20 protein-coding genes and 1 pseudogene are annotated in these 25730 nt (G+C 73.6%); 10 read left to right on the top strand and 11 right to left on the bottom strand.

The annotated features are described in order from the left end of the window. Positions 1 to 233: 233 nt before the first annotated feature. Entirely contained in the window at positions 234 to 1283 is a 1050-nt protein-coding gene (locus ACFYR0_RS01745) for a hypothetical protein (RefSeq protein ID WP_389320569.1), read from the top strand. A gap of 123 nt (positions 1284 to 1406) precedes the next feature. On the opposite strand, the pseudogene ACFYR0_RS01740 reads toward ACFYR0_RS01745, so the two are convergent. From ACFYR0_RS01740 to ACFYR0_RS01725, 4 genes and pseudogenes are all read right to left on the bottom strand, one after another. Then, a pseudogene (locus ACFYR0_RS01740) lies at positions 1407 to 1694 on the bottom strand (serine hydrolase); the annotation flags it as partial. 388 nt (positions 1695 to 2082) lie between these two features. Next, the gene (locus tag ACFYR0_RS01735) at positions 2083 to 2544 is read right to left on the bottom strand and encodes an NUDIX hydrolase (protein WP_389320567.1); all 462 of its coding nucleotides are present in this window, start codon (positions 2542 to 2544) and stop codon (positions 2083 to 2085) included. Positions 2545 to 2553: 9 nt separating this feature from the next. Then, entirely contained in the window at positions 2554 to 3441 is an 888-nt protein-coding gene (locus ACFYR0_RS01730; protein ID WP_389320564.1) for a pyridoxamine 5'-phosphate oxidase family protein, read from the bottom strand. A gap of 2 nt (positions 3442 to 3443) precedes the next feature. Beyond that, positions 3444 to 3896: a VOC family protein gene (locus ACFYR0_RS01725; protein ID WP_389320561.1), complete on the bottom strand. Its 453-nt coding sequence runs from the start codon at positions 3894 to 3896 to the stop codon at positions 3444 to 3446. Between the two features lie 132 nt (positions 3897 to 4028). Between ACFYR0_RS01725 and ACFYR0_RS01720 the strand changes: the two genes are divergently transcribed. Together ACFYR0_RS01720 and ACFYR0_RS01715 are read left to right on the top strand one after the other, a co-directional pair. Beyond that, positions 4029 to 4565 (top strand): CGNR zinc finger domain-containing protein, encoded by a 537-nt coding sequence (locus tag ACFYR0_RS01720; RefSeq protein WP_389320559.1) that lies wholly within the window; start codon positions 4029 to 4031, stop codon positions 4563 to 4565. A 171-nt stretch (positions 4566 to 4736) separates the two neighbouring features. Continuing rightward, positions 4737 to 8021, top strand: coding sequence for a S8 family serine peptidase (locus tag ACFYR0_RS01715; RefSeq protein ID WP_389320556.1), 3285 nt, complete (start codon positions 4737 to 4739; stop codon positions 8019 to 8021). Between the two features lie 231 nt (positions 8022 to 8252). On the opposite strand, the gene ACFYR0_RS01710 is transcribed toward ACFYR0_RS01715, so the two are convergent. Further along, positions 8253 to 9071 carry a hypothetical protein gene (locus ACFYR0_RS01710; RefSeq protein WP_389320553.1) on the bottom strand — a complete coding sequence of 273 codons (819 nt, stop codon included), beginning with the start codon at positions 9069 to 9071 and terminating at the stop codon, positions 8253 to 8255. Position 9072: 1 nt separating this feature from the next. Next, positions 9073 to 9612 carry an RNA polymerase sigma factor gene (locus tag ACFYR0_RS01705; protein ID WP_386378562.1) on the bottom strand — a complete coding sequence of 180 codons (540 nt, stop codon included), beginning with the start codon at positions 9610 to 9612 and terminating at the stop codon, positions 9073 to 9075. A 150-nt stretch (positions 9613 to 9762) separates the two neighbouring features. On the opposite strand from ACFYR0_RS01705, the gene ACFYR0_RS01700 reads away from it, so the two are divergent. Both ACFYR0_RS01700 and ACFYR0_RS01695 read left to right on the top strand, forming a co-directional pair. Next, positions 9763 to 11949, top strand: a complete 2187-nt coding sequence (locus ACFYR0_RS01700) for a TerD family protein (RefSeq protein WP_389320550.1) — start codon at positions 9763 to 9765, stop codon at positions 11947 to 11949. Positions 11950 to 12056: 107 nt separating this feature from the next. Then, entirely contained in the window at positions 12057 to 13085 is a 1029-nt protein-coding gene (locus ACFYR0_RS01695; RefSeq protein WP_389320547.1) for an aspartate-semialdehyde dehydrogenase, read from the top strand. A gap of 5 nt (positions 13086 to 13090) precedes the next feature. Here the strand turns inward: ACFYR0_RS01695 and ACFYR0_RS01690 are convergent, their stop codons facing one another. Then, positions 13091 to 13561 carry a DUF1203 domain-containing protein gene (locus ACFYR0_RS01690; RefSeq protein ID WP_389320544.1) on the bottom strand — a complete coding sequence of 157 codons (471 nt, stop codon included), beginning with the start codon at positions 13559 to 13561 and terminating at the stop codon, positions 13091 to 13093. 206 nt (positions 13562 to 13767) lie between these two features. Here ACFYR0_RS01690 and pepN point away from each other — a divergent pair, with 206 nt between their 5' ends. Next, positions 13768 to 16341, top strand: coding sequence for an aminopeptidase N (gene pepN, locus ACFYR0_RS01685; protein ID WP_389320542.1), 2574 nt, complete (start codon positions 13768 to 13770; stop codon positions 16339 to 16341). 109 nt (positions 16342 to 16450) lie between these two features. Here pepN and ACFYR0_RS01680 read toward each other — a convergent pair whose 3' ends face one another. Further along, positions 16451 to 17710 (bottom strand): M14 family zinc carboxypeptidase, encoded by a 1260-nt coding sequence (locus tag ACFYR0_RS01680; RefSeq protein WP_389320539.1) that lies wholly within the window; start codon positions 17708 to 17710, stop codon positions 16451 to 16453. A gap of 247 nt (positions 17711 to 17957) precedes the next feature. Here ACFYR0_RS01680 and ACFYR0_RS01675 point away from each other — a divergent pair, with 247 nt between their 5' ends. Further along, the gene (locus tag ACFYR0_RS01675; RefSeq protein WP_389320536.1) at positions 17958 to 19079 is read left to right on the top strand and encodes a HesA/MoeB/ThiF family protein; all 1122 of its coding nucleotides are present in this window, start codon (positions 17958 to 17960) and stop codon (positions 19077 to 19079) included. 24 nt (positions 19080 to 19103) lie between these two features. After that, entirely contained in the window at positions 19104 to 20282 is a 1179-nt protein-coding gene (locus ACFYR0_RS01670) for a hypothetical protein (protein WP_389320534.1), read from the top strand. A gap of 30 nt (positions 20283 to 20312) precedes the next feature. Here ACFYR0_RS01670 and ACFYR0_RS01665 read toward each other — a convergent pair whose 3' ends face one another. Both ACFYR0_RS01665 and ACFYR0_RS01660 read right to left on the bottom strand, forming a co-directional pair. Then, positions 20313 to 21254: an EamA family transporter gene (locus tag ACFYR0_RS01665; RefSeq protein ID WP_389320531.1), complete on the bottom strand. Its 942-nt coding sequence runs from the start codon at positions 21252 to 21254 to the stop codon at positions 20313 to 20315. A 62-nt stretch (positions 21255 to 21316) separates the two neighbouring features. Continuing rightward, positions 21317 to 22645 (bottom strand): MFS transporter, encoded by a 1329-nt coding sequence (locus tag ACFYR0_RS01660; RefSeq protein ID WP_389320528.1) that lies wholly within the window; start codon positions 22643 to 22645, stop codon positions 21317 to 21319. 163 nt (positions 22646 to 22808) lie between these two features. Between ACFYR0_RS01660 and ACFYR0_RS01655 the strand changes: the two genes are divergently transcribed. Together ACFYR0_RS01655 and ACFYR0_RS01650 are read left to right on the top strand one after the other, a co-directional pair. Next, a complete protein-coding gene (locus ACFYR0_RS01655; protein WP_389320525.1) occupies positions 22809 to 23369 on the top strand; it encodes a MarR family winged helix-turn-helix transcriptional regulator in 561 nt (186 codons plus the stop codon). A gap of 22 nt (positions 23370 to 23391) precedes the next feature. Then, positions 23392 to 23850, top strand: a complete 459-nt coding sequence (locus ACFYR0_RS01650) for a GNAT family N-acetyltransferase (RefSeq protein WP_389320523.1) — start codon at positions 23392 to 23394, stop codon at positions 23848 to 23850. 95 nt (positions 23851 to 23945) lie between these two features. Here the strand turns inward: ACFYR0_RS01650 and ACFYR0_RS01645 are convergent, their stop codons facing one another. Next, positions 23946 to 25430: an FAD-dependent oxidoreductase gene (locus ACFYR0_RS01645; protein WP_389320520.1), complete on the bottom strand. Its 1485-nt coding sequence runs from the start codon at positions 25428 to 25430 to the stop codon at positions 23946 to 23948. Between the last annotated feature and the right edge of the window lie 300 nt (positions 25431 to 25730).

Genomic DNA, 25730 nt, shown 5'->3' with positions numbered 1-25730 from the left:
TCGCGGGGGCGGGGCTCCGGAGCCTGATCCTTGGCCACGGATTCGGCGGAAGGTGACCGTTACCGAATCCGGGCACGCACGGCCGTAACCCCTGGTTCCCGATGTCGGGACCAGGGGTTTTCCGCGCATTGTCGGCATCCGAACACCCGTCCTTTAGTGCAGGCTTGTCCGGCTTTGTCGACGGGCTTGTAACAACGGTACGCAGGCGCTCCGCAGGCGGGAATCTGCACGGCATGGACCACGACACCCCCCTCTCCCCCCACCCCCTGCGTCGGCTGTCCGAGGTGCACCGCCGTGTGCTGAGCACCGCCCAGCTGCGTGCGCACGGGATCACGGCGGCCGACCTCACCGCGCGGTGCCGGGCCGACGGGCCCTGGCAGCAGATCCTTCCGGGGGTGTTCCTGCTCCACCCCGGACCCCCCACCAGCGAGGAACGGCTGCACGCGGTGCTGATGTACGCCGACCGGGAGACCAGGGCGGCCGGCGTGCCCGCGCAGCCCGGGTCGGTGGAGCCGCGGGCCGGGTACCCCGAGGCGATGATCACGGGGCTGGCGGCGCTGAACCTGCACGGGTTCGCCGGCGCGCCGCCGCTGCCGCAGCTGGAGCGGATCGACGTACTAGTGCCGCGGCTGCGGCGGCTGCGGTCGACGGGCTGCGCCCGCGTGGTGCGCACGCCGGCCCTGCCGGACCCCTGCCAGGTCACCGGCCTGCCGGTCGCGCCGGTGCCGCGGGCGCTGGCCGACGCGGTGGCCCAGCTGTCGGACGCGGCCACGGTACGGCGGCTGCTGACGGAGGCCGTGCGCGGCGGGCACTGCGAGGCCTCCTCGGTGGTGCGTGAGCTCAACCAGGCCAGGCTGCTGGGCCGTTCGCACGTGGTGGACGCGGTGGACTCCCTGGTGGCGGAGGGCCGGGCCGTCGCGGAGGACCGGCTGTACCGCATGGTGCGCGAGCACGGCCTGCCCGCCCCGCTGTGGAACGTCGACCTGCGGCTGCCGGGCGGCCCCCACCTCGGCGGGGTCGACGCCTTCTGGCCGGAGCAGGCGGTCGCGGTGGAGCTCGACACGCGCGCCGCCCGGCAGGGCCTTCGGCGGGACGACGACGCCATGTGGTCGGAGTCGGCCCGTACGCGGGAGCATCTGGAGCGGCTGGGCATCACGGTCGTCCACGTCACGCCGAGGAAGCTGCGCGACGGCCTCGAGCAGCAGGCCGCGGTGGTCCGCACGGCCCTGATGGCCTCCCGCGACCGGGAACCGGCCGCCTATGTCGTGGTGCTGCCCCGTTAGCGAGGCAGCGGGCGGGCGTCAGGAGGGGAGAGGAGGGGCCACCGGGTCGTACCGGGTGGCCCCTCCTCACCGTCTCTTTCAGCGGCCGCCGCCGCAGGACTCGGCCCAGTGGCACCGCGGGTTCTCTACGGTGTCGTCGAGCGAGAGGCGTCCCTCCGCCTCCAGTTGGAGCAGGACGGTGGCGACGAAGGTCTTGGTGACGCTGCCGACGCGGTAGCGGTCGGCGGTGGAGCGCGGCGCGCCGGTGCGCAGGTCGCCGACGCCCGCGGTGGTGCGCCAGGTGCCGCGGGAGTCCCTGGCGGTGGCGGTGACCCCGGGGACGCCGTCCTTCACCGCGGCGCGCAGGGCGTCGTACGTGGCCAGGTGCCGGGGCCGGTCGTGGTGGGGGGCGGCCACGGCGGGGCCGGCCAGCGGCGACGGGTGCCTCGCGCTGGGCGGGTACGGCGGGGGCGGCCTGGCTGTCGAGGGGGCGCAGGGTGTGGCCGATGCCCGCGGACACGGTCACCGCGCCCGCGGCGGCGAAGAGGGTGCGGCGGTCGACCGCCAGGGCGGAGACGGCGGAGGCGGCGACAGAGCGTGAGCGCGACATGGCGCGATCTCCCGGAGTGCGAACGCGTCGGCAGGGAACGCGGGGTGGTCCGCAGGGCGGACCTCCCGCTCGCTTCGGATCGTTGGCATCGGGAATGGCCTGCGTGTGAACGCGGCGGCAACGAGCGGCGCCGATCTCGTACGTGGATCACGCGTCGGCCGGCAGGACCCGAGCCGCTCGCACGGCGGCCCGGAACCGGTCACTCGGAGTTCATCTCGTGGGGTGGTTGCCCTGGCCCCCGGCCGGGCGTTCGCGCCACAGCCGCAGGGCGACGTCGACGAGCGGGATGCGGGTGAGTCCGGGTACGGCGTCGAGGTCGTGCCAGGCGGCCAGGTCGGTGGAGCCGTTCTCCTCGAAGCGGAGTTCGCCGCCGCTGATCCGGCCCTCGTAGACGAGGCGTACGCCGTGGTGGTCGACGGCTCGCCGCAGCCCGCGGCGCGGCAGCGTGTGGTGGTGGGAGTGCGTGCCGAGGAGACCGGTGACCTCGATGCGGTAGCCGGTCTCCTCGGTGACCTCGCGGCGGACGGTGTCGTACGGGTCCTCGCCGTGCTCCGTGCCGCCGCCGGGCAGCACCCACTCCGGGATGCCCTCGTCGTTCCGTGAGAGGGCGAGCAGGAGCTGTCCGTCGCGTACGCATACGGCGTAGGCCGCCACCCTCAGCTTTCTCCGCATCCGGGGAAGTTAGCGCGCCGGAACGGGATTGGCAGGTGAGTATTCGGGCGCGGACCAGCGCAGCGGCACGGCCGAGGGTGTCTCGATCACCTCCGTGAGGGTGAAGCGGACCGTGCGCCCGCCGTCCTCGGCGATCTCGGTGCGGGCCTCGCCGGTGAGCCGCAGCGCGGTGCCGTCGGTCCAGTCCAGGAGGAGCAGTCCGGCGCGGGGGTCGGCGGCGAGGTTGCCGAGAGTGAGGAACATGGAGTTGCCCGGGTAGTCGGGCCAGGCCAGTTCGCGCGGGGAGACGACCTCGAGGAAGCCGGGGTTGCCGCCGCGGTGGCTGACGTCGGCGCCGCCCTCGTGCACGGTGGCCAGGAAGAAGGTGTCGGCCGCCGCGACGAACGCCCGCTGCGCCGCGGTCAGCGCGTCGCCGTGCCGGCCGGCACCGGGGGCGCGGCCGGGCACGACCTCGTAGGTCTCCCGCTTCTGGAGGTACTTGGGACAGTTGGAGAAGACCTTGTCGGCCTCGATCCCGAGGCCGCGTTCCGCGGTCGTGACGCGGCCGTTGAGGCGCATCCGGCGGCGGGTGCGCGGGTCGAGGGCGAGGGTGCCGACGGCGGTGCCGGGTGTGGTGAGGGCCGTGGCGAGCGGGTCGGCGGGGGCGGGCCGGCCCGCGACGGAGACGGAGTGCGGGCCGGTGGCCCGGACGAAGCCGGGCGCACCGGTCAGCGGGGAGGCCCAGACCTCGCCGGTCGCCGGGTCGGCGGCCCCGGCGACCAGCAGCGGCTGGAGCTCCAGGAAGGCCGCGGCCACCGGCTTGATGCCGGAGCCGACGGACCGGCCGACGTGGTCGGCGGCCTCGCGCACCCCGAGGCGGTCCTGAAGGGTGCGCGAGCCCGCGTGGTAGACGGCCATGGCTAGAAGAACCCGCAGGTCGGCGCGGTCTCGCTGGGCGCGGGGGCCTCTTCGGCGCCGGTCGGCACGGAGATCTCCAGCCGGGTGCCGTCCGGGTCGTGGAAGAAGATGCCGCCAGAGGCGGAGCCCTCGCGGTGGGCGACCAGGCCGTCGTGGGCGAAGTCGGCTCCGTAGGCCTTCAGGGCCGTCTCGTACTCCCGGACCCGCTCCACGGAGTCGGCCTCGAAGGCCAGGTGGTGCAGCCCCGCGCGGGAGGGGTCGAAGGACCGGCCGGCCTGCTCCCAGAGGGTGAGCAGGAGCCGCTCCCCGTCGCCGAGGAAGGCGAAGCGGCTGTCACCCTCCTTGCCCTCGCCGGCCACGGTGAAGCCGAGGACGTCCCGGTAGAAGGCGAGCGAACGGTCGAGGTCGGTGACGCTCAGGCCGACGTGGCCGGTGCGCAGGGTCTTCGTGATCATGGCTGTTCCCCTTCGGCTGACTTCCTCTAACCTGTGAAAATCACATTAGCGGTTAGAATCCAAGAGCGTCAACCAGTCACGTACTCTTGGGCGGTTAGCTCGAAGGAGCGGCCGGCTCGAAGGGAGCCCCAGATGTCCGCCGACCCCCGCCCCCTGACCGGTGAGCCGCTCGCCCTCGACCTGCTGAACACGCGGTGGATGCGGGACGGCGAGCTCCAGGACCTGCTGACCGGCACCGACGGGCTCACGGTCTGGCTCACGGCGAACGGGCTCCAGGACCGCTTCACCGCCGACGCGGCGACCCTGCGGCACACCCTGCGGGCGCGGGACGCGCTGGCGAACGCGGTCGACGGCCCGCTGGAGCGGGGGGCCGGCGCGGTGGACGCCGTCCTCGCGCACGGCCGGATCCGGCCGACCCTCGGCGCCGGCGGACCCGGCGAGCACCCCGAGTTCGCCGACCCGGCCTGGGGACCCGCCTGGCTCGCCGCACGGGACTACCTGCACCTGCTGGCCACCGCCCCGGACCGCATCCGCTCCTGCGCGCACGAGGCCTGCGTCCTGCACTTCTTCGACACCTCGCGCAACGGCACCCGGCGCTGGTGCTCGATGGCCGTGTGCGGCAACCGCGCGAAGGCGTCCCGCCACTACGCGCGCGGCAAGGACGCCTGAGCACAAGAGGACTTAAGGGGATCAAACACCGCACACCGCATCGCGGGTTTTCCCCACACCTCCATTTCGGTTCGGCCAACTCTCCCCAAAGAGCAGTCCCTTGCGTAAGGCTGAGCGACCGTCCGGGATCGCATTCCGGACTCCTCTGTCCTTTACGTGCAAGGGATGCCGATGACCAACACCCCCCAGCGTGAGTCGATATCGGCCACCAGACGCACGGCCCGCATCGCCGTGGCCGCCGGTCTGGTGGCCGCCCTGTGCGCGCCGATCCCCGTCGCCCTCGCCGACGACTCGGGCCCGATCGTCGCCGACTCCGGTGTCAAGTCCGCCCAGGCCAAGCTCGGTTCGGACGACGCCGACCTGCTGGCCGAGGCCAAGGCAGACGGCGACAAGACCGTCACGCTGATGGTCGCCACCGCGCCCGGCCAGACCGAGCAGGTCGCCGGCCAGCTGGACGCAGTCGAGGGCGGCCTGGTAGGCCGTACCCACGACAAGCTCGGCTACGTCCGGGCCACCGTCCCGACCGGCAAGGCGGACGCGGCCATCGCCGCCGCGGCCAAGCTCTCCTCCGTGCACGGCATCGACCTGCGCCAGGAGATCGCGCTGGACGACCCGACGCCGGCCGCCGACCGGGCCAAGGGCGCCCCCGCCGCGACCGCGGGCAGCTACCCGGCGCCGGGGAAGAACACCCCCGCCGAGAACCCGTACAACCCGTCCTTCGAGACGGGCGCGGTCGACTTCGTCGAGGACCACCCGAAGGCCGACGGCCGCGGGGTCACCATCGGTGTCCTGGACTCCGGCGTCGACCTCGGCCACCCGGCCCTGCAGAAGACCACCACCGGCGAGCGCAAGATCGTCGACTGGGTCACCGCCACGGACCCGGTCGCCGACGGCGACGCCACCTGGCGGCGGATGAACAACCCGGTCAGCGGCCCGACCTTCGCCATCGCGGGCGCCACCTGGCAGGCCCCCGCGGGCAGCTACCAGTTCAACCTCTTCCGCGAGTCGGTCACCGCGGGCGGTGACGCCAAGGGCGACGCCAACCGTGACGGCGACACCACCGACGTCTGGGGCGTGCTCTACGACGCGGCCGCCGGCACCGTCCGGGTCGACCTGAACAACAACAACGACTTCGGCGACGACGAGGCGATGAAGCCGTACAAGGACGGCTTCCAGATCGGCTGGTTCGGCACCGACGACCCGGCCACCGACGTCGCCGAGCGCCAGCCGTTCGTCGTCGAGATCCGCAAGGACGTCGTCTTCAACGCGGCGGGCGACAAGGCCGACTACGTCAACATCGGCGTCATCGAGTCCGAGCACGGCACCCACGTCGCGGGCATCACCGCCGCCAACGGCCTGTTCGGCGGCCGGATGAACGGCGCGGCCCCCGGCGCGAAGATCGTCTCCTCGCGCGCCTGCACCTGGACCGGCGGCTGCACCAACGTCGCGCTCACCGAGGGCATGATCGACCTCGTCGCCAACCGCGGCGTCGACATCGTCAACATGTCCATCGGCGGTCTGCCCGCGCTGAACGACGGCAACAACGCGCGCGCCGAGCTCTACACCCGTCTGATCGACACCTACGGTGTCCAGCTGGTGATCTCCGCGGGCAACTCCGGCCCCGGCGCCAACACCATCGGCGACCCCGGCCTCGCCGACAAGGTCATCTCGGTCGGCGCGTCCATCTCCAAGGAGACCTGGGCCGCCAACTACGGCTCGGCCGTGGAGTCCCGGTACGCGATGCTGCCCTTCTCCTCGCGCGGCCCGCGTGAGGACGGCGGCTTCACGCCGACCCTGGTCGCCCCGGGTGCCTCGATCAACACCACCCAGACCTGGCTGCCCGGCGGCCCGGTGACCGAGGCGGGCTATCAGCTGCCGGCCGGCTACTCCATGCTCCAGGGCACCTCGATGGCCTCCCCGCAGGCCGCCGGCGCCTCCGCGCTGCTGCTGTCCGCCGCCAAGCGCAAGGGCATCGAGCTCACCCCGGCCACCCTGCGCACCGCGCTGACCTCGACCGCCGACCACATCCCCGGTGTGCAGGCGTACGCCGAGGGCGCCGGTCTGATCAACATCCCGGACGCCTGGGACTCGATCCTGGACGGTGCCACCGCCCACCAGTACACGGTCAAGGCGCCGGTCGACACCGCGATCGACCAGTTCCTGAAGACCCCGGGCTTCGGCACGGGCCTGTACGACCGCGAGGGCGGCCTGAAGGCCGGCCAGAAGAAGACGTACGAGGTCACCATCACCCGTACGACGGGCGCGGACCGCGACATCCGTCACGAGCTGTGGTTCGAGAACAACGCGGACCGCACCTTCCGGATCGTCGGCTCCGACGAGGTCCGTCTGCCGCTGAACAAGCCGGTCACCGTCAAGGTCCAGGCCGCCCCGGGCTCCGCCGGTCTCAAGAGCGCGATCCTGGAGGTCGACGACCCCCGCACCGAGGGCATCGACAAGCAGGTCCTCTCCACGGTCGTCGTCTCGGCCCCGCTGGGCTTCACCTACTCGGCGTCGTCCTCGGTCCAGCGCAACGCGCACAAGTCCTACTTCGTGACCGTGCCCGAGGGCGCGAAGTCCCTGGAGGTCGCGATCGGCGGCCTGGCCGACAAGAGCCAGACCCGCTTCATCGCCATCCACCCCTACGGCGTCCCGGCGGACACGACCGGCACCCCGTACTGCTACAACAACTACCTGGACGGCAACGGCTGCAAGCCCGGCGTCCGCTCCTACGCCGACCCGCAGCCGGGCGTCTGGGAGATCGAGGTCGAGTCCCGCCGCACGTCGCCGGTGCTGAACAACCCGTTCAAGCTGGACGTCTCCGTCCTCGGTGCCGCATTCGACCCGGAGACGGTGACCGTCTCCGAGGCCAAGGTCGGCGTCCCGACCGCCGCGTCCTGGACCGTGAAGAACAACTTCGCCGCGATCGACGGCAAGCTGGTCGGCGGTCCGCTGGGCTCTTCCAAGGCCGCTCGCCCGACCATCGCCGAGGGCGACACGCAGATCTCCACGGTCGTGGTGCCCGAGGGCGCCGCGTCGCTGGACGTCGCCATCGGCAACGTCTCCGACGCCGCCGCCGACCTGGACCTGACGGTCAAGAACGCGGCCGGCACGGTCGTCGGCTCCGCCGCCGACGGTGACTCCGAGGAGGCCGTGTCCGTCAAGAACCCGGCGGCCGGCACCTACACGATCGAGGTCGCCGGCTACGCGGTGCCCGCGGGCTCCACCGCGTACGACTACCTGGACGTGTTCTTCTCCGCCGCCCTGGGTTCGGTGACCGTCGACGCCGGTGCGGGCGTCAAGCTCGGCACGGGCGCCACGGCGACCGTCTCGGGCGACGTGGTCGCCGCCGCTCCGGCCCCCGAGGGCCGCGAGTTCTTCGGCCAGGTCTCCCTGGTCAACGCCCGCGGCACGGTCGCGGGTCTGGGCAACGTGAAGATCGAGAAGGTCACGCCGTAACGGCCTGACGATCCGAACGGGTCACGAGGGGCGGGTGTCCGTGAGGGCACCCGCCCCTTCGGCTTGTCGCCGTGCGGCGGGTGTCCGTGACCGTGCGGCGGGTGTCCGTGAGGGCACCCCCGGTCCTTCGGCCTGTCGCCGTGCGGCGGGTGTCCGTGACCGTGGGGCAGGTGTCCGTGAGGGCACCCCCGGTCCTTCGGCCTGTCGTCGTGCGGGCGACCGTCCCTCCCGTCACCGGCAGGCCATCGCGCGCGACTGCGGGAGCGCCTCGTCGATCCAGGCGCGGCTGCGGGCCACGTCCTGGTCGCCCACGCTCCAGACGTCGGGGGCGGCCGAGCCGCTCGGGATCGAGACCAGCGCGTGGTCGCCCACCCGCAGCCGGGGATCGGAGTCGCGGTCCATCACGAAGGTGACCACGGCCCGGCCCTTGTCGGGCTTGAGGTAGCGGGTGACGCGCAGGGTGACCCGGTCCCGGGCGGTGCCGGGCACGGGGTCGACGGCGGTGACGTCGCCCTCGGCCACGAGGCGGGCGCAGGCCAGATAGCCGGGGGCGCTCATGTCCGCCTGTGCCTCGGAGGCGGACTTATCGTCGGAGGCCGCCGCCTTGCTGCCCGCGTCGGACGACGCGCCGACGCCGCCTCCCGCCCGCAGCACGGCCCAGCCCGTCACGGAGAACACCCCGATCGCGCAGGCCACGCCCACGGCACGCACCGCGAGGACGAAGGGCCGGCGCCGGCGCACGGGTGTTCGCACGGCCGCAGGTCGCGGGGCGGGGCTCTTCGGGGCTTCGACGACGGGTTCCCTGACGGCTTCACCGACGGGCCCGGCGAGGGGTTCGCCGACAGGTCCGGCGAGGGCCTCGCCGAGGAGGCCCAACTGCTCGCGCAGCAGCGCGACATCGGCCTCGGCGGAGCGGTGCGCGGCCATGAAGGCGGCGTCCGCGCGGGCCTCGACCGGCAGGGGTTCGCCGGTGAGCACCGCCATCAGCGGGTCGGGGCGGTCGCCGTCGAAGCCCTCGCCTCCGTCGAAGCTGTCGTGTTCGACGGTCACGTCACACCACCTCGTCCTCGTGCAGCCGGGCGCGCAGGGCCCGGACCGCGGTGTGCAGCCTGCTCTTGACCGTGCCCTCGGGGATGCCGAGTTCCTCCGCTATGCCGCGCACGGGCAGATCGGCGAAGAAGCGCAGCACGAGCACCTGCCGCTGGGCGTCGGGCAGTTCGTCCAGGCCCTGGGCGACGGCGAGGGAGAGCACACTGGTGTCCTCGCCGGAGGGGTGCTCGGTCTGCCGCAGGGAGGCCAGCCGCTCCCCGATGCGTTCCTGACGGCGCTTGGACCGGTGCCAGTCCATGGCGAGGTTGGAGGCGACCACGGCCGCCCACGCGGACACGTCCCGCGGCGCCTCGCGGCCGCTGGCGGCCCGCTCCAGCAGCCGCAGGCGGACCTGCTGCACCCCGTCCAGCAGGTCCGCCTGCGGCACCCCGCCGAGCGCGAGCACCGCCCGCACCCGGCGCTCCTGCGCCGCGTCCAGCGGGTCGTCCACAGCGTGGTCCGCCCCCTGGCCGCGGCGGGCCTTTCTGCGCAGCACAGCCACCCCTCTCCTGCCGCGTTTCCCCTATGACGCGGGTGGGAGCGGAAACGTTCGGCCCGGTTTCCGGAATCCCGTCATCGATCTTCGCCGATCCCCGCACCGGTTCATCCGTCGATCTTTTCCTCACAGGTCCCCACTGTCAGCATGGGCCGCATGAGCCACATCACCAAAGGCGCCAACACACCTGTCCCCGCAGCTCCGTTGCGGGTCGCGGTCGGCCGGGCCGCCGTCGCGGGCACCCCTGACGTGAACGCCTCCGCGCTGCTCCTCGACGCCGAAGGCCGGGTGCGCGGGGAAGCCGACCTCGTCCTGCGCGGCCGGCCCGCGCACCCGTCGGGCGCGGTGCGGCACGGGGGCGTGGGACAGGGCGGCGGACAGTCCGCGGAATGGCTGGAGCTGGACCTGCCGTCCATCGAACCGGACGTGCGGCGCGTGGTGATCGCCGGCTCCTGCGCCGACGGGACCTTCGGGCAGGTGCCCGGCCTGTACGTCCAGGCGATCACGGCGGACCTCACGATCGTCACCCACTACGAGGTGACCGACGCGTCCACCGAGACGGCCTTCGTCCTCGGCGAGTTCTACCGGCGTGAGGGCGGGTGGCGGTTCCGCGCGGTGGGACAGGGCTACGACTCGGGCCTGACCGGGCTCGCGGCCGACTTCGGGGCGGCCCCCGGGGCGGCGGTGTCCTCGGGCCCGGTGCCGCTGACCGGCGTGTCCAAGACCGGATCGGCGCCCTCCGGGGCGGCCACGCCGGTGGGGACGCCCCCGCCGATACGGGCGGACACACCGGGACCCACCGGTCCGGTCCCGCCGCACGGAGCCGGGCAACCGGACCGCGTGCCCGCCGGGGCGTCCGCGTCTCCCGTGCCCGCCGCGTCCCCCGTATCCGCCCCCGCCGCCCCGTTCACCTGGGGCAAGGACTTCAAGCCGTTCGTCCGCCGCGGCAAGGGCGAGGAGACGTTCACGGTGCGCGCGGGGCTCTCGGAGGGGCCCGTGATCGTGGAAGGGCAGGGCACGGAAGGCGGTTGGTTCGAGGTACAGGCCGTCGAACAGGACCGCTTCGGCCCCGACACCATCCTGGACGTCTACGACAGACAGGCGTTCCACGGCCGCGCCCTGTTCCACCCGCGCCCCGACCGCCCCCTTCGGCTGAAGGTCCGCCACGAGGGGAAGTGGACGGTCTCGATCCGGCCGCTGTCCGCGGCACTCCCCCTGGGGACCGGGGCGACGGTCACGGGCAGGGGCCCCGAGGTCTTCGCCTACACGGGCCCCTCCGCCGATCTGGACGTACGGCTCGACCTCGCCGACGGCAAGCAGATCTGGTTCGAGCTGGAGTGCCACGAGGCCCGCCTCCTCGGGGACCGCGACAGCGCCGAGCGGCTCGTCGACAAGCACACCGGCCCGTTCGAGCGGACCCTCGCCGTCCCCGACGGCCCGCTCCTGCTCTTCGTGCGCAAGGGCGACGGCGACTGGCGGCTCACCACCCGCCCGCTGCCCGTGCGCGACCCGGAGGAGATGCGGCGCACGGGACACTACGAGGGACGGGGCGGCAAGGAGCTCCCGCTGTTCAACCCCAGGCCCGGCCGCCCGGCGCTGGTCCGGTACGAGTTCACCGACGTCGACGACCAGTACGCCATCAGGGTGACCGACGTCGACGAGGTCACCGACCTGCTCACCGGCGGCTCCAACGGCGTCGGCGGCACGGCCGTGCTCTTCGGCTCCGGCCAGGACCGGCAGAACCTGCGCATCCGGCACAAGGGCGGCTGGTCCCTGCGGCTGCTGCCCGAGGAGGAGGCGCCCCTGTTCACCGGCCCCGTGGAGGGCCGGGGCAGCACGGTCCTGCGCTACCAGGGCCCGCCGACCCTGATGTCCGTGCGGCAGACCTCGTCGCCCTCCGACTGGAACATGACGGTACGGGCCTACAACCACCCGCAGGGAAAGTCCGCGGTCGTGGCCGGCACCTGGGGCGCCGACCGCCCGGTCCTCGGTCCCGTCTGGGTCGATCCGGGCGGAACCTGCTTCCTGATCGTCCGTGCGCAGGACGACACGACGTGGCGGCTCGAGCCGGCTCCGTTCGACGCGGCGCCCGTGCTCGGCGAGCGGACCGAGGGGCACGGATACGGAGTCGTACGTCACACCGGGCCCGAGACCGAGATGCGGTTCGCGCCCTCCGGGGACCCCGAGTCGCGCCCGCTGATGCACATCTTCGCCCTGGACGAAAACCTGTTCCCGGCGCACAAGGTCGGTTCATCCTTCGGCCGGCACCATGTCCCGGGCACATTCCTCCAGGTCCGCTCGGACGGCCGGTGGGCGGTCGAGGGACCCGGCCGAAGGGAGTGAGCGTCCACCCATCGGGCAAACGATTGGACACATACGCCCGGGTCACCCGCATGATGGAAGGGTCCCGGCCGTATGGGCACACAGGCACGTCACGCAGAGGAGTCCCCGTGAAGGTAGGAATCGTCGGAGCCACCGGCCAGGTCGGCACGGTCATGCGCAGGATTCTCGCCGAGCGGGAGTTCCCCCTGGACGAGCTGCGACTGTTCGCCTCGGCCCGCTCCGCGGGGACGGTCCTGGACGGCGTGACGGTGGAGGACGCGGCCACGGCCGACTACTCCGGCCTGGACATCGTGCTGTTCTCCGCGGGCGGCGCGACCTCGAAGGCGCTGGCCGAGAAGGTCGCCTCGCAGGGCGCCGTCGTGATCGACAACTCCTCGGCCTGGCGCAAGGACCCCGAGGTGCCCCTGGTGGTCTCCGAGGTCAACCCGCACGCCGTCGCGGACCGCCCCAAGGGCATCATCGCCAATCCGAACTGCACCACGATGGCCGCGATGCCCGTCCTCAGGCCGCTGCACGACGAGGCCGGCCTCGAGGCGCTGGTCGTCGCCACCTACCAGGCCGTCTCCGGCTCGGGCGTCGCGGGCGTCGCCGAGCTGCACGGCCAGGCGCAGAAGGTGATCGCCGACGCCGACAAGCTCACCCACGACGGCGGGGCCGTGGACTTCCCCGAGCCGGGCGTCTACAAGCGGCCCATCGCCTTCAACGTCCTGCCCCTCGCGGGCTCGATCGTGGACGACGGCCTGAACGAGACCGACGAGGAGCAGAAGCTCCGCAACGAGTCCCGCAAGATCCTGGAGATCCCGGGCCTGAAGGTCTCCGGCACCTGTGTGCGCGTCCCGGTCTTCTCCGGCCACTCGCTCCAGGTCAACGCCCGCTTCGCCCGCCCGATCAGCGCGGAGCGCGCCACCGAGCTGCTCGCCGGCGCCCCCGGCGTGGTGCTCAGCGACATCCCGACCCCGCTCCAGGCCGCCGGCAAGGACCCGTCGTTCGTCGGCCGCATCCGCCGGGACGAGACGGTCGAGCACGGCCTCGCACTGTTCATCTCCAACGACAACCTCCGCAAGGGCGCCGCGCTGAACGCGGTGCAGATCGCGGAGCTGGTGGCGGCCGAGCTCAAGGCGGCCCGGGCCCAGTAGGCGCCTCAGGGCCTGCGCACCTCGTAGAGGAAGCAGCCGTACTCGACGGCCCGGACGTGGACCAGTGCCACGGCCGGGTCGTCGAACGCTTTCCGCAGGGCGTCCTCGAAGCCGGTCTCCACCAGCAGTCCGCCCAGGATGCGGCCGTCGGCGGAGTAGTGCCGCAGCACCCGGCGGGCCTGGGTGAAGGGCAGGCTCCCGCCCTCGAACCCCGCGCACTCCCCGGCGTGCACGAAGACCGGGCCCTGCTCGTCGTACGCGGCCGGGTCCACGCCCGTCGCCGCCGCCCAGCGCCGCAGCGGGGCGTACGCGACCAGCGCGATCCGCTCCCCCGGCCGGCTCCTGCGCAGACAGCAGCGCAGCGGGGCGCCGCCCTCCTCGTCCGTGAACGGAAACGTCCGGCGTCCCGAGTCGTCGACATGGCGCAGCTCATTCAGGACCGGTGCCTCGACGGGTCGTGCGATGTAGGTCGTCATGCGCCCAGACTCGCCCCGTCGCGCCCCCCGCACCGGCGGAATCCGGACATCACGCTCCCGCCCGCGCCCCCTGCGGCGGGGTGCCCCGCCCGGCAGAGGGTTTCCCCTCGCCTCGCCCGCGGCGGGCCTCGGCCAGCCCGGATCGGCTGATGCGCATGGAAGGATGACCGGACCGACACATACGAGGTGACCGAGGAGATGACCGCGTGCCTGGCACAAACCTGACTCGCGAAGAGGCGCAGCAGCGGGCGGAGCTGCTCACCGTTGACTCGTACGAGATCGATCTCGACCTCTCCGGCGCGCAGGAGGGCGGCACCTACCGGTCCGTGACCACGGTGCGCTTCGACGTGGCCCGCGGGGGCACGGAGTCCTTCATCGACCTGGTGGCGCCGGCCGTCCACGAGGTGACCCTGAACGGCGACGCGCTCGACGCGGCCGAGGTCTTCGCCGACTCCCGGATCGCGCTGCCCGGCCTTCTCGAGGGCCGCAACATCCTGCGCGTGGTCGCGGACTGCGCGTACACCAACACCGGTGAGGGCCTGCACCGGTTCGTCGACCCGGTCGACGACCAGGCCTACCTGTACACCCAGTTCGAGGTTCCGGACGCCCGGCGGGTGTTCGCGTCGTTCGAGCAGCCCGACCTGAAGGCGACCTTCCAGTTCACCGTGAAGGCGCCCGAGGGCTGGACGGTCGTGTCGAACTCGCCGACGCCGGAGCCCAAGGACAACGTCTGGGTCTTCGAGCCGACCCCGCGGATCTCGACGTACATCACGGCCCTGATCGTGGGCCCGTACCACTCCGTGCACAGCGTGTACGAGAAGGACGGCCAGTCGGTGCCGCTCGGCATCTACTGCCGTCCTTCGCTGGCCGAGTACCTGGACTCGGACGCCATCTTCGAGGTGACCCGGCAGGGCTTCGAGTGGTTCCAGGAGAAGTTCGACTACGACTACCCGTTCGCGAAGTACGACCAGCTGTTCGTACCGGAGTTCAACGCGGGCGCGATGGAGAACGCGGGCGCGGTGACCATCCGCGACCAGTACGTGTTCCGCTCCAAGGTGACCGACGCGTCGTACGAGCTGCGCGCGGAGACCATCCTGCACGAGCTGGCCCACATGTGGTTCGGCGACCTGGTCACCATGGAGTGGTGGAACGACCTGTGGCTGAACGAGTCGTTCGCCACCTACACCTCCATCGCCTGCCAGGCCTACCACCCCGCCTCGAAGTGGCCGCACTCGTGGACCACGTTCGCGAACTCGATGAAGACCTGGGCGTACCGGCAGGACCAGCTGCCCTCCACGCACCCGATCATGGCCGAGATCCGTGACCTGGACGACGTCCTGGTCAACTTCGACGGCATCACCTACGCCAAGGGCGCCTCGGTCCTCAAGCAGCTCGTCGCCTACGTCGGCATGGACGAGTTCTTCACCGGCGTCCAGGCGTACTTCAAGCGGCACGCGTTCGGCAACACCCGCCTCAGCGACCTGCTCAGCGCGCTGGAGGAGACCTCCGGCCGCGATCTGAAGACCTGGTCGAAGAAGTGGCTGGAGACGGCCGGGATCAACGTCCTGCGCCCGGAGATCACCACCGACGCCGACGGGGTGATCACCTCCTTCGGCATCCGCCAGCAGGCCCCGGCGCTCCCGGCCGGAGCCCAGGGCGAGCCGGTGCTGCGCCCGCACCGCGTCGCGGTCGGCCTGTACGACCTGAACGAGGCCGGCAAGCTGGTGCGCACCGACCGCGTCGAGCTGGACGTGGACGGCGAGCTGACGCACGTCGAGGCCCTGGTGGGCCGCCGCCGCCCGGCCGTGGTGCTGCTCAACGACGACGACCTGTCCTACGCCAAGGTCCGCCTCGACGAGGAGTCGCTGGCCTTCGTCACCGAGCACCTCGGCGACTTCGAGGCGTCCCTGCCGCGCGCCCTGTGCTGGGCGTCCGCGTGGGACATGACCCGCGACGCCGAGCTGGCCACCCGGGACTACCTGTCGCTGGTGCTGTCCGGCATCGGCAAGGAGTCCGACATCGGTGTCGTGCAGTCGCTGCACCGCCAGGTGAAGCTGGCCGTCGACCTGTACGCCGACCCGGCCGCCCGCGAGGCGCTGCTGACCCGGTGGACGGACGCCACGCTGGCGCACCTGCGCGCGGCCGAGCCGGGCGGCGACCACCAGCTGGCGTGGGCGCGTGCCTTCGCGGCGACGGCCCGTACGCCGGAGCAGCTGGACCTGCTGGAGGGCCTGCTGGACGGCTCGCAGTCGGTCGAGGGCCTGGTCGTGGACACCGAGCTGCGCTGGGCGTTCGTCCAGCGGCTGGCGGCGGTCGGCCGGTTCGACGAGACGGAGATCGCGGGCGAGTACGAGCGCGACAGGACGGCCGCCGGTGAGCGGCACGCCGCGACCGCGCGGGCGGCGCGCCCGACCGAGGAGGCCAAGGCGGAGGCCTGGGCGTCGGTGGTCGACTCCGACAAGCTGCCCAACGCCCTTCAGGAGGCCGTGATCGTCGGCTTCGTGCAGACCGACCAGCGTGAGCTGCTCGCCGCCTACGCCGAGCGGTTCTTCGACTCGGTGAAGGGCGTGTGGGACTCCCGTTCGCACGAGATGGCCCAGCAGATCGCGGTCGGCCTCTACCCGTCGCTCCAGGTCTCCCGGGACACCCTGGACCGTACGGACGCCTGGCTGGCCTCCGCCGAGCCGGGCGCGGCACTGCGCCGTCTGGTCTCGGAGTCCCGCTCGGGTGTCGAGCGGGCGCTGAAGGCGCAGGCCGCGGACGCCGCCGCGTCCGTCTGACGCACGCCGGACAGCCGCCGAGGGGCGGGCGACCGACACGGTCGCCCGCCCCTCGCGCGTGTCCTCACGCGTGTGCCCTCCCTGCCGCCCGCGCCCCTCGCGCGTGACCTCACGGCCGCTCGGCGCACACCCGTCGGCCGATGTCGAGCATCGTGCGCACATGCAGGCCCGTCTGGGCCGACACCGGCACCCAGCGGGGGCTGTAGGCCTTCTCCAGTTCCCGGCACCACTCGCGGACCAGGTCGCCGAGCGCCTCGGCGGTGCCGGGGTCGGTGCCGGCCAGGGCGCGGCGCATCATGGCCGCCGCGCGCAGCGGGATGCGGCGGGCGGCGATGCCGAGGGTGGCGTAGTGGCCCCGGGACCCGGAGCGTTCCTCCGCGGCCCAGGTGGCGGCGACCGAGGGCGCCACGTCGACCAGTTCCAGGGCGGCGTCCCGCAGCGGGGCCAGTCCCTCCGGCACGGCCCGGGTGTCCGCCCGCCCGTCCAGTACGGCGGCCAGCTCGCGGTTGCGGGCCAGCAGGAGCCCGCCGATCCCGGCGACGGCCCGCTCGGGGTCGGTGGCGGGGCGGGGATCGGCGACCGCGGCGACACCCCAGGCGGGTGCCTCGATCAGGGTGGTGAGGGTGCCGTGGCGGCGCGGGTACAGCCAGGTGCTCTCGGCGACGAAGCCGCTCGGGTCGCGCTCGCTGCCCGCCCGGCCGTCGGGCAGCAGCAGCAGGCCCGGCCGGTCCGGCCGCCAGTCGGGGCCGTCGCAGGGGTGGTCGTCGAGGGGCACGTCCAGCAGGGCGGCGCTGCGGCGGAAGGCCTCTCCGGCGCCGGGCAGCGGGCGCGTCATCATCGCGAAGGCGCCGCCGAACTCGATGCCGTGCAGCGTGAACTGGGCGGCCGGGCGCAGCTCGTCGAGCAGCCGGACCAGGGTCGCCGACTCGGGCATCGGCGGGCGGCCCTCGCCGAGGGCGGGCAGGGATTCGGGCTGCCGGGCGAACGCGGGCCGGTACAGCCGCAGATGGCACTCCTCCAGGGACGGCGCCGGCTCCTCGGGCTGCCAGCCCTCGTTCAGCCGGGCGCCGTCGGGGTCGAGGCAGAGCAGGAAGTGCCAGGCGCAGCCGAGCCGGCGCAGCAGCTGGGGCCGGCGCGCGAACACGGTGGCCAGGCGGAGCGCGGAGGCGCCGCCCACGGGCTCGTTGGCGTGCGCGCCCGCGACGGTGAGCATGTGCCGGTCGCCGTGGCCGGCGCTCAGCAGCCACAGCGGGCGGCCGGCGCGGCTCGCTCCGGCCGCCCGCAGGCTGATCGCCCCGGGCGCCGCGGCGGCCAGCGCGCGGGCCTGCCGCTCCAGGTCGACGACGGTGGGATACGACGAGGTCCGCACGCCGGGGCTCCGCTCAGGCACCCTGGGAGTTGCTGTCCCCCGTGGTCTCCTTCTTGTCCAGCGGGCGGATGACGATCTTCTCGGCCATGTGAGACTCCCCTCCATCAACGCGCGGACGACACAACGGACTTGGCTGAACAAAAGCCTCTACACGGGCTTCTTGCCAAGAGTCACGCGGGTGAACAACAGTGTCAAGGGCAGGTGTTCACGCCAGTCCGGCGCATACGACCACGGGGGTGGTGACCGCGTGACATCCGAGACGGCGTCCTTACGGCGGCCCCGCGTCAAACCCGAGCACCGGCCCTACCGCACCGTCGACGGCCATGTCCGGATCGGCGGTGTCGTGTTCGGCATCGGGGCGGAGATCGCCGATCCGCACGGCTGGGTCTGGCGGCTGATGGAGGTGATGGACGGCTCCCGGGACCCCTCCGGGGTGGTCGCCGAGGTGGTGGCCGGGCATCCGGGGGTGAGCGGGGACGACGTGTTCCGGGCGATGGCCGATCTGCGGGCGGCCGGGTTCGTGGAGGACGCGGCCGCGCCGGTGCCGGTGTCCGACCGGGAGCGCGAGCGCTACAGCCGGGGCGTGCCGCTGCTGCGCTGGATGGACCTGGGGCCGCGGGCCAGCGCCTGGGACGCGCAACTGGCCCTCGGCCGGGCCCGGGTGCTGCTGCTGGGCGTGGGCGGCACCGGCGGGCACGCGGCGCAGTGTCTGGTCGCCTCCGGGGTGGGGCACGTGCACTGCGTCGACCCGGACGTGGTGGAGCTGTCCAACCTCAACCGGCAGCCGCTGTTCCGGGAGGCGGACATCGGCCGGCCCAAGGTGGACGCGGCGCTGGCCGCCCTGCGGGCGCTGAACTCGGACGTGACGGTGACGGGCGAGCGCGCCGAGGTGCGCGGCCCGGACGGGCTGCGGGTGCTGCTCGGCCGGGCCCGTCCCGATCTGCTGGTGCTGGCCGCCGACCGCCCGGCCGATCTGCGCCGCTGGGCCAACCGGGGCTGTCTCGCGCTGGGCCTGCCCTGGGTGGACGCCGGCTACCGCGGCCCGCTGGTGACGGCCGGGGTGTACGCCCCCGGGCGGGGCGCCTGCTGGGAGTGTCTGCGCGAGGGCGAGGCGGCCCGGCGTGACCTCCGGCTCGCGCCGGGCCAGGACGAGGAGGTGGCCTCGCCGCGGATGCCCTGGAACCCGGCCACCGCGGTCACCGCGAGCCTGTCGGGGGCCCTGCTCGCCCATGCCGCGCTGGCCCTGCTGACCGGGGTGCCCGTGCTGGAGCCCGGCGTCCGCTTCGGCCTGAACCTGATGGTCCCCGGCGACCCGCTCGTCCAGCGCCACCCCCGCCGCCCGGACTGTCCGGCCTGCGGCGGAGTGTGAGGAACGGAGAGGTGAGGTGCCCGTGTGAGCCGGGTCCGGCTGCGTGAACTGGCCGCGCGGGCCGACGGACCGGAGTGGATCGTGGGGCGCATGGCCACCGGCCGCTTCGTCGCCCTGCCCGAGTCCGGCAAGCGCGCCCTGGACCTGCTCGGCGAGGGGCTGGACAGCGAGGAGGCGGCGCGGCGGCTGCTGGCGGAGACCGGGCAGGACCTCGACGTGGCGGACTTCGTCGACGCGCTCGTCGGCCTCGGCTTCGTCGCCGAGCTGGACGGCCGCCCGGTGCCGGAGCCCGGCCCGCCGAAACCGACGCTGGCCCGGCTGCGGCCCCGCCATGTGCGCTTCACGCTCAGCCCGGTCCTGCCCGTACTGGTCGGGCTGCTGATCGGCGCCGCCCTGCTGGCCCGGCCCGATGTCGCCCTCGGCTACCGCACGCTGCTGTGGAGCGGCCACGGCAGTCTGGTCGTCGCGTTCGGGGCGGCCGCGGGCTGGGCGCTGCTGTTCCTCCACGAGTGCGCGCATCTGGTCACCGCGCGGGCGACCGGGGTACCTGCCCGGATGCGGCTGGGCACCCGGCTGCAGTTCCTGGTGATGCAGACCGACATCAGCGGCATCGAACTGGCACCCCGCCGCCACCGTCTGACGGCGTATCTGGCGGGCATCGCCACCAACCTCTCCGTCGCCGCGGCGGCCGCACTCGCCGCGGGCACGCTGCACGGCACCCCGCACCGGCTGCTGGCCGCTCTGACCGTCCTCGCGCTGCTGCCGCTGCCCTTCCAGCTGATGGTCTTCATGCGCACCGACGTCTACTTCGTCCTCCAGGACCTGCTGCGCTGCCGCGACCTGTACGGCGACGGCAGGGCCTACGCCCGCCACGCCGCCCGGCGGCTGCTGGGCCGCGCGGGCACGGACCCCAGCCGCGCGCTCCCCGCGCACGAGCGGCGCGCGGTCCGGGTCTACGCCGTCGTCCTCGTCACCGGCACCGCGCTGTGCCTGGCCTTCCTCGCCACGGTGACCCTGCCCGCGGACATCACCCTCCTCGCCCGCGCAGCCGACGCGCTCAACCGCCCCGACGCCTCACCGGCGGAACGCCTGGACGCCACTGCGGTCGCCCTCGCGCTGGGCGGCGTACACGTGCTGTGGGCCCGGACGTGGTGGCGGGGGAGACGGGCAAGGCAGGGGGGACGGGCGGGGCGGGGGAAGTGACGGGAGGCGAGAGCCCGAGCGGCGGCGGATCTACCGCCGCACCGCGGAACCCGTCACCTCCGCCGACGCCTTCTCCCCCTTCCCTTCGGCGGACCCGACCGACCGGGTCCTCTCCGGCCCGCGGCCTGCGCCCAGCTGCCCCGCCACCGTCGCGCCGAACGCCAGCGTCATGCCCGCCAGTTGGACCGGGCTCAGCGTCTGGCCGAGCGCGGCCCAGCCGATGACCGCCGCGGTGAGCGGGGAGAGCGGGCCGAGGAAGGTGACCTGGGTGGCGGAGAGCCGGCCGATACCGCGGAACCACAGCCAGTACGACACCGCCGTGTTGCCGAGCGCGAGGTAGAGGTAGCCGCCGACCGCCGGGGCGTCCAGGGCGGGCGGCGCACCCTCGACCAGCAGGGCGAGCGGGGCGATCAGCAGACCGCCCGCGGTGAGCTGCCAGCCGGTCAGGGCGAGCGGGCCGACGCCCTCGGGGCGGCCCCACTTCTTGGTGAGGACCGTGCCCGTGGACATCGACGCCGTGGAGGCGACGGCCGCCAGCACCCCGACGAGGTCCAGCGACCCGGCCGCCTTCAGTACGACCAAGGTGACCCCGGACGCCGCCGCGATCCCGGCGAGCACCGAGCGCAGTGTGGCCCGCTGCCCCAGCAGCAGCGCCGACAGCCCGACCACGAACAGCGGGCCCGCCGAGCCGACCACCGCGGCCGTACCGCCGGGCAGCCGGTACGCCGACAGGAACAGCAGCGGGAAGAACGCCCCGATGTTCAGCGCGCCCAGCACCGCCGACTTCCACCACCAGGCGCCGCGCGGCAGCACCCGGGCGAGGGCCAGCAGGAGCAGCCCGGCGGGCAGCGCCCGCACCAGCCCGGTGAACAGCGGCCGCTCGGCCGGGAGGAACTCGGTGGTGACGGCGTAGGTGGTGCCCCAGGAGACCGGGGCGAGGGCGGTGAGCAGGACGGTCGCGGACCGCTTCATGGCTGGGCCTTTCGCGAAGCCGGGAGGGCGGGAGGAGGCGTGGGGGGGGCGGGCCGCCGGGGTCAGGCCGCCGCGGTGGCGGGCCTGGCGGTCCCGGTGGACTCGGCGGTCGCGTCGGACTCGACGCCGTCGCCGGGCTCCGCGCCGCGGGCGACGGTGACCGGCAGGGGACGTACCGCCTCGGCGGGCAGCCGGTGCTCGACGCGGAGCAGCAGGGCGGCCGCGACGGCGGAGGTGACGATGAGGACGGCCCAGGGCGCGCGGCCGTCGAGCGCGAGCAGCCCGGTGAACAGGGAGGGCGCGACGGCCTTCGCCAGTGACCAGGACATCTGGTACGCCGCCATGTACCGGCCGCGCACCGCCTCGGGCGCCGCGGAGACCGCCAGCACCTCGGCGGCGGGGCTGTGGATCAGCTCGCCGACGGTGTAGAGGACGACGACGGCGATCAGGGCGCCGCCCAGCACCGTGTCGTTCTGCGGCCGGAGCGTGCCCAGCACGATCTGCGCGGCGAACGCGGCGGCGAACAGCGCCCCGCCCAGTGCCGCGGCCCGGGTGCGCCGGGCTCCGGCCCGCCGGACGCGGGAGCCGACGTACACCCCGGCGACCGCGCACAGCACCGTGTTGACGGTGAAGGCGGAGCCGGTCAGAACGGCCGGCCCGGCCAGCCACTGGACGATGAACAGCGGGAACAGCACCGACAGCGCGGAGTAGCTGAGCGCGTTGAGGAAGTTGGCGCCGGTGACGACCAGGAAGGGCCGGTCGGCGAGGACGAGCCGGTATCCGGCCCCGGCCCGGCGCGCGGGGCCCGGCTCGGCGGACCGCACCGGCTTCAGCGGGCGCACCAGCAGCGCGGCGAGTGCGAAGGACAGGGCGTTGCCCCAGGCGGCGTAGGTGTAGCCGGCCGGTCCGGCGAGGGCGAGGACCAGGGTGGCGAGCAGGGCGCCGGCGCCGTTGCCGCCGTTCTGGAGGGCGCGGGTGGCCGCCTGGAGGCGGTCACGGCCCTCACCGCGGGCCACCTCGGCGATCAGCGTCTGGTTCACCGCGGGGAAGGCCCGGTCGGCGGCCGCGGTGACCAGGGCGACCGCGGCGAAGGCGGCGAGCGACTGGGCGAAGGGGTAGAGCGCGAAGCCGACCACCCGGACGCCGTACAGCACGTACAGCACCCGCTTGGCGCCGTACCGGTCGATCGCCGTGCCCGCCACCGGCAGGGCAGCGAGTCCGGCGAGCCCGGTGACCGTGAGGACCACGCCCACGACGGCGAAGGACAGCCCGGTGACGTAGTGGAAGAACACCAGCGTGAACGGGACGTACATGCCCATGCCCACGCCGTTGACGGCGGCGGCGACGGGCAGCGCCCACTCCCCCGGTACGCGCTGGTCCTTCTGACGCATGACGGCCCCCCTGTTGTTTCCGGTGCCCCTCCGGTGGGACGGCTCGCCGGGTGGCGGCGATGGCTCACCAGGAAGTGACTTGGTAGAAAGTAGCTTAGCGTTAAGCAACTTTCCGTCAAGCCACTTTCTTGCGGCCGACCGAACGGAGGCGGATACTCCTGCCATGAACCCCAACCCCGAGTCCCGGGACCGCCAGGGCGATCAGCTGGACCAGGCCGGTCAGGAGCGTCCGGACGCGGTCGACGCGATCATCGGCCAGTGGGCGGACGTGCGGCCCGACCTCGACACCCTGCCGATGGAGGTCTTCGGCCGGATCTACCGGCTCGCCCGTGCGATGGGCGACCGGATGGAGCGGACGTACGGCCGGTTCGGGATCTCCCGCGGCGAGTTCGACGTCCTCGCGACCCTGCGCCGCGCCGGAGAGCCCTACACCCTCTCCCCGCGCCAGCTGTCCTCCACCCTCATGCTCACCACCGGCGGCATGACCGGCCGGCTGGACAAGCTGGAACGGGCGGGCCTGCTGCGCCGCTCCCCCGACCCGCACGACCGCCGCGGCCTCCACGTCACCCTCACCGACGAGGGTCTCGCCCTCATCGACGAGGCGGTCGGCGCCGGGGTGGCCGTCCAGACCGACGGCCTGTCCGAGCTCACCGAGGAGCAGTCCGGACAACTGGCCGACCTGCTGCGCAAGTTGCTCGCGGGCACGTCCGAGCCGGGTCGCTGAGGCCGCGCGCGGGAGGGAGATCATGGCGGACTGGGAGATACGGCGGGCCACGACGGCCGACGTCGGGCCGGTGGCGGAACTGCGGGCCGTCGTCATGCGGCCGGACCTGGAACGGCTCGGGCGTTACGACGACCGACGCGTCCGGCAGCGCCTGCGCGACGCGTTCGAGCCCGCGCACACCTGGGTGATCGAGGTGGCCGGCGCCTTCGCGGGCTGCGTCGCCCTGCGCCCGGCCGACGACGACGCCCACTGGCTGGAGCACTTCTACCTCGACCCCGCCCTGCACGGCCGGGGCGTCGGCACGTCCGTCCTGGCCGCCCTGCTGGAACGCTGCGACACCGACGGAGTCCGGGTCCGGCTGAACGTCCTCAACGGCAGTGCCGCCCGTCGGCTCTACGGGCGGCACGGTTTCGTGGTGGAGAGCGAGGACCCGGTGGACGTCTTCATGGTCCGCGAGCCGGCGGGGGCGGCCGGAGGCTGATCCGGGCGGTCTGGCATCGGCCGGGGCGGGTCGGGGCGGGCACCGGCCCGGGGCGGGGCAGGGCAGGTCGGGGCGGGGCAGGGCAGGTCGCGGGCTCACCCGACGTGGGCGGCGAGGGCGGCCTCGGTCACGGCGGGCGTGGCACCCTCGGCGGCCCAGGCCACATAGCCGTCGGGGCGCACCAGCAGGGTCGTGCGCCGGTCGCCCGCCCAGCGGACGGCGGTGAGGCGGTCCCCGCGCCCGGCGCCCGGGTCGTACGATCCCGGGGCGACCAGCACGAACCGCCCGCCGCGCAGGGCCTCGTAGAGCCGGCCGCCGCCCGCGAGCGCGAGGTCCGGGACGCGGGTGCCGGTCAGCCGGTGGGCACCCTTGGGGGCCGCGTAGCGGTAGCCGACGCCGGTGATCTGCCCGAGGGCCCTGCGGCGGGCCGGGGCGGCCGCACCGAGGAGGGTGGTCAGCCCGGCGCGCAGGGCGAGGGTCCAGGGCCGCTTGGCCATGGCGAGCCGGACGATGCCGCCGCTGCTGCGCAGCACCGCCTTCCCGACGGGGTGGCGCTCGGCCTCGTAGGTGTCGAGGAGTTCGTCGCCCGCGCGCCCGGCGAGGACCTGGGCCAGCTTCCAGCTCAGGTTGGCCGCGTCCTGGAGGCCGGTGTTCATGCCCTGACCGCCTGCCGGGGTGTGCACATGGGCGGCGTCCCCGGCGAGGAAGACCCGGCCGACGCGGTAGTGGGGCGCCTGGCGCTCGTCGCTGTGGAAGCGGGACATCCAGCGGGGGTCGTGCATCCCGAAGTCCCGGCCGAGCGCGAGCCGGGTGATCTCCTCCACCTCCGCCAGCTCCAGCGGCTCGTGGTCGGGGACGTCGCGCCGGCGGTCCCAGCCGATGACGCGGTAGTAGCCGTCCCCGAAGGGCGCGATGAAGGCGAAGACGTCCCCGGCGGTGTTGACGGTGAGCAGCGTCTCCGGCCGCTCGGCCAGCCTGACGTCCGCGAGCACCACGGAACGGATCACCGAGTGCCCCGGGAACGGCAGCCCCACCGCCTCCCGCACCACGCTGCGCATCCCGTCCGCCCCGACGACGTACGCCGCCCGCAGCTCCCCCTCCCCCGCGGCCGTCCGCAGCCGCACGGTCACCCCGTCCGCGTCCTGCTCCAGCCCCGTCACCTCGGTCTCGAACCGGAAGTCGACCCCGGCCTCCTCCGCCCGCCGCCGCAACGACGTCTCGACCTCGTACTGCGGGATCACCAGCAGGTGGTTGAACCGCGAGGGCAGCGTCGACAGGTCCAGCGTCAGCCGGCTGAACAGCCGCAGCCGCTCCAGCCGCTGTCCGGCCTCCTCCAGCTCGTCGGCGAGCCCGCGGGCGTCGAGCTGCTCCAGCGAACGGGCGTGCAGCGCGAAGGCCCGGGACAGATTGCTGATCTTCTCGGGGCGCTTCTCGAGGAGCGTGACGGGGACGCCGGCGGTGGCCAGGTCACCGGCGAGCAGGAGGCCGGTGGGGCCGGAGCCGACGACGACCACGGCGGGGCGCGTGTGACGGGCGGGGCGGGCAGGGCGGATGGGGCCAGTGGTTCCGGTGCCGGTCATGGGAGGCCTCCTGGATGCCTACGCTGGTTGGCCAACATGTGTTGACCAACGCTTGTTGACAAAGGTAGGGAGTGGGGGTGGGGGTTGTCAACGAGTGTTGGCAAACAAGTGTGGACCGATGCGCCGGGCGGGTGGCATGCGGCGGCAAACGAGTGTGAACCGATGCGCGGGCGGCCCGCAGCGGGCAAACGGGCGTGGGCCAACGGGCGTGGACCCTCAAGCGCGAGGGGTCGACCTGCGGGAGCCGGCACAGGTAGGCCGACACGCATAGGCCAACACACGTAGGCCAACAGACCGAGG

It is taken from the genome of Streptomyces sp. NPDC005017, from assembly GCF_042873115.1.
GTDB lineage: Bacteria > Actinomycetota > Actinomycetes > Streptomycetales > Streptomycetaceae > Streptomyces.
Note: the sequence above shows the minus strand (reverse complement) of the source record. Positions and strands in the feature narration are given on the sequence as shown.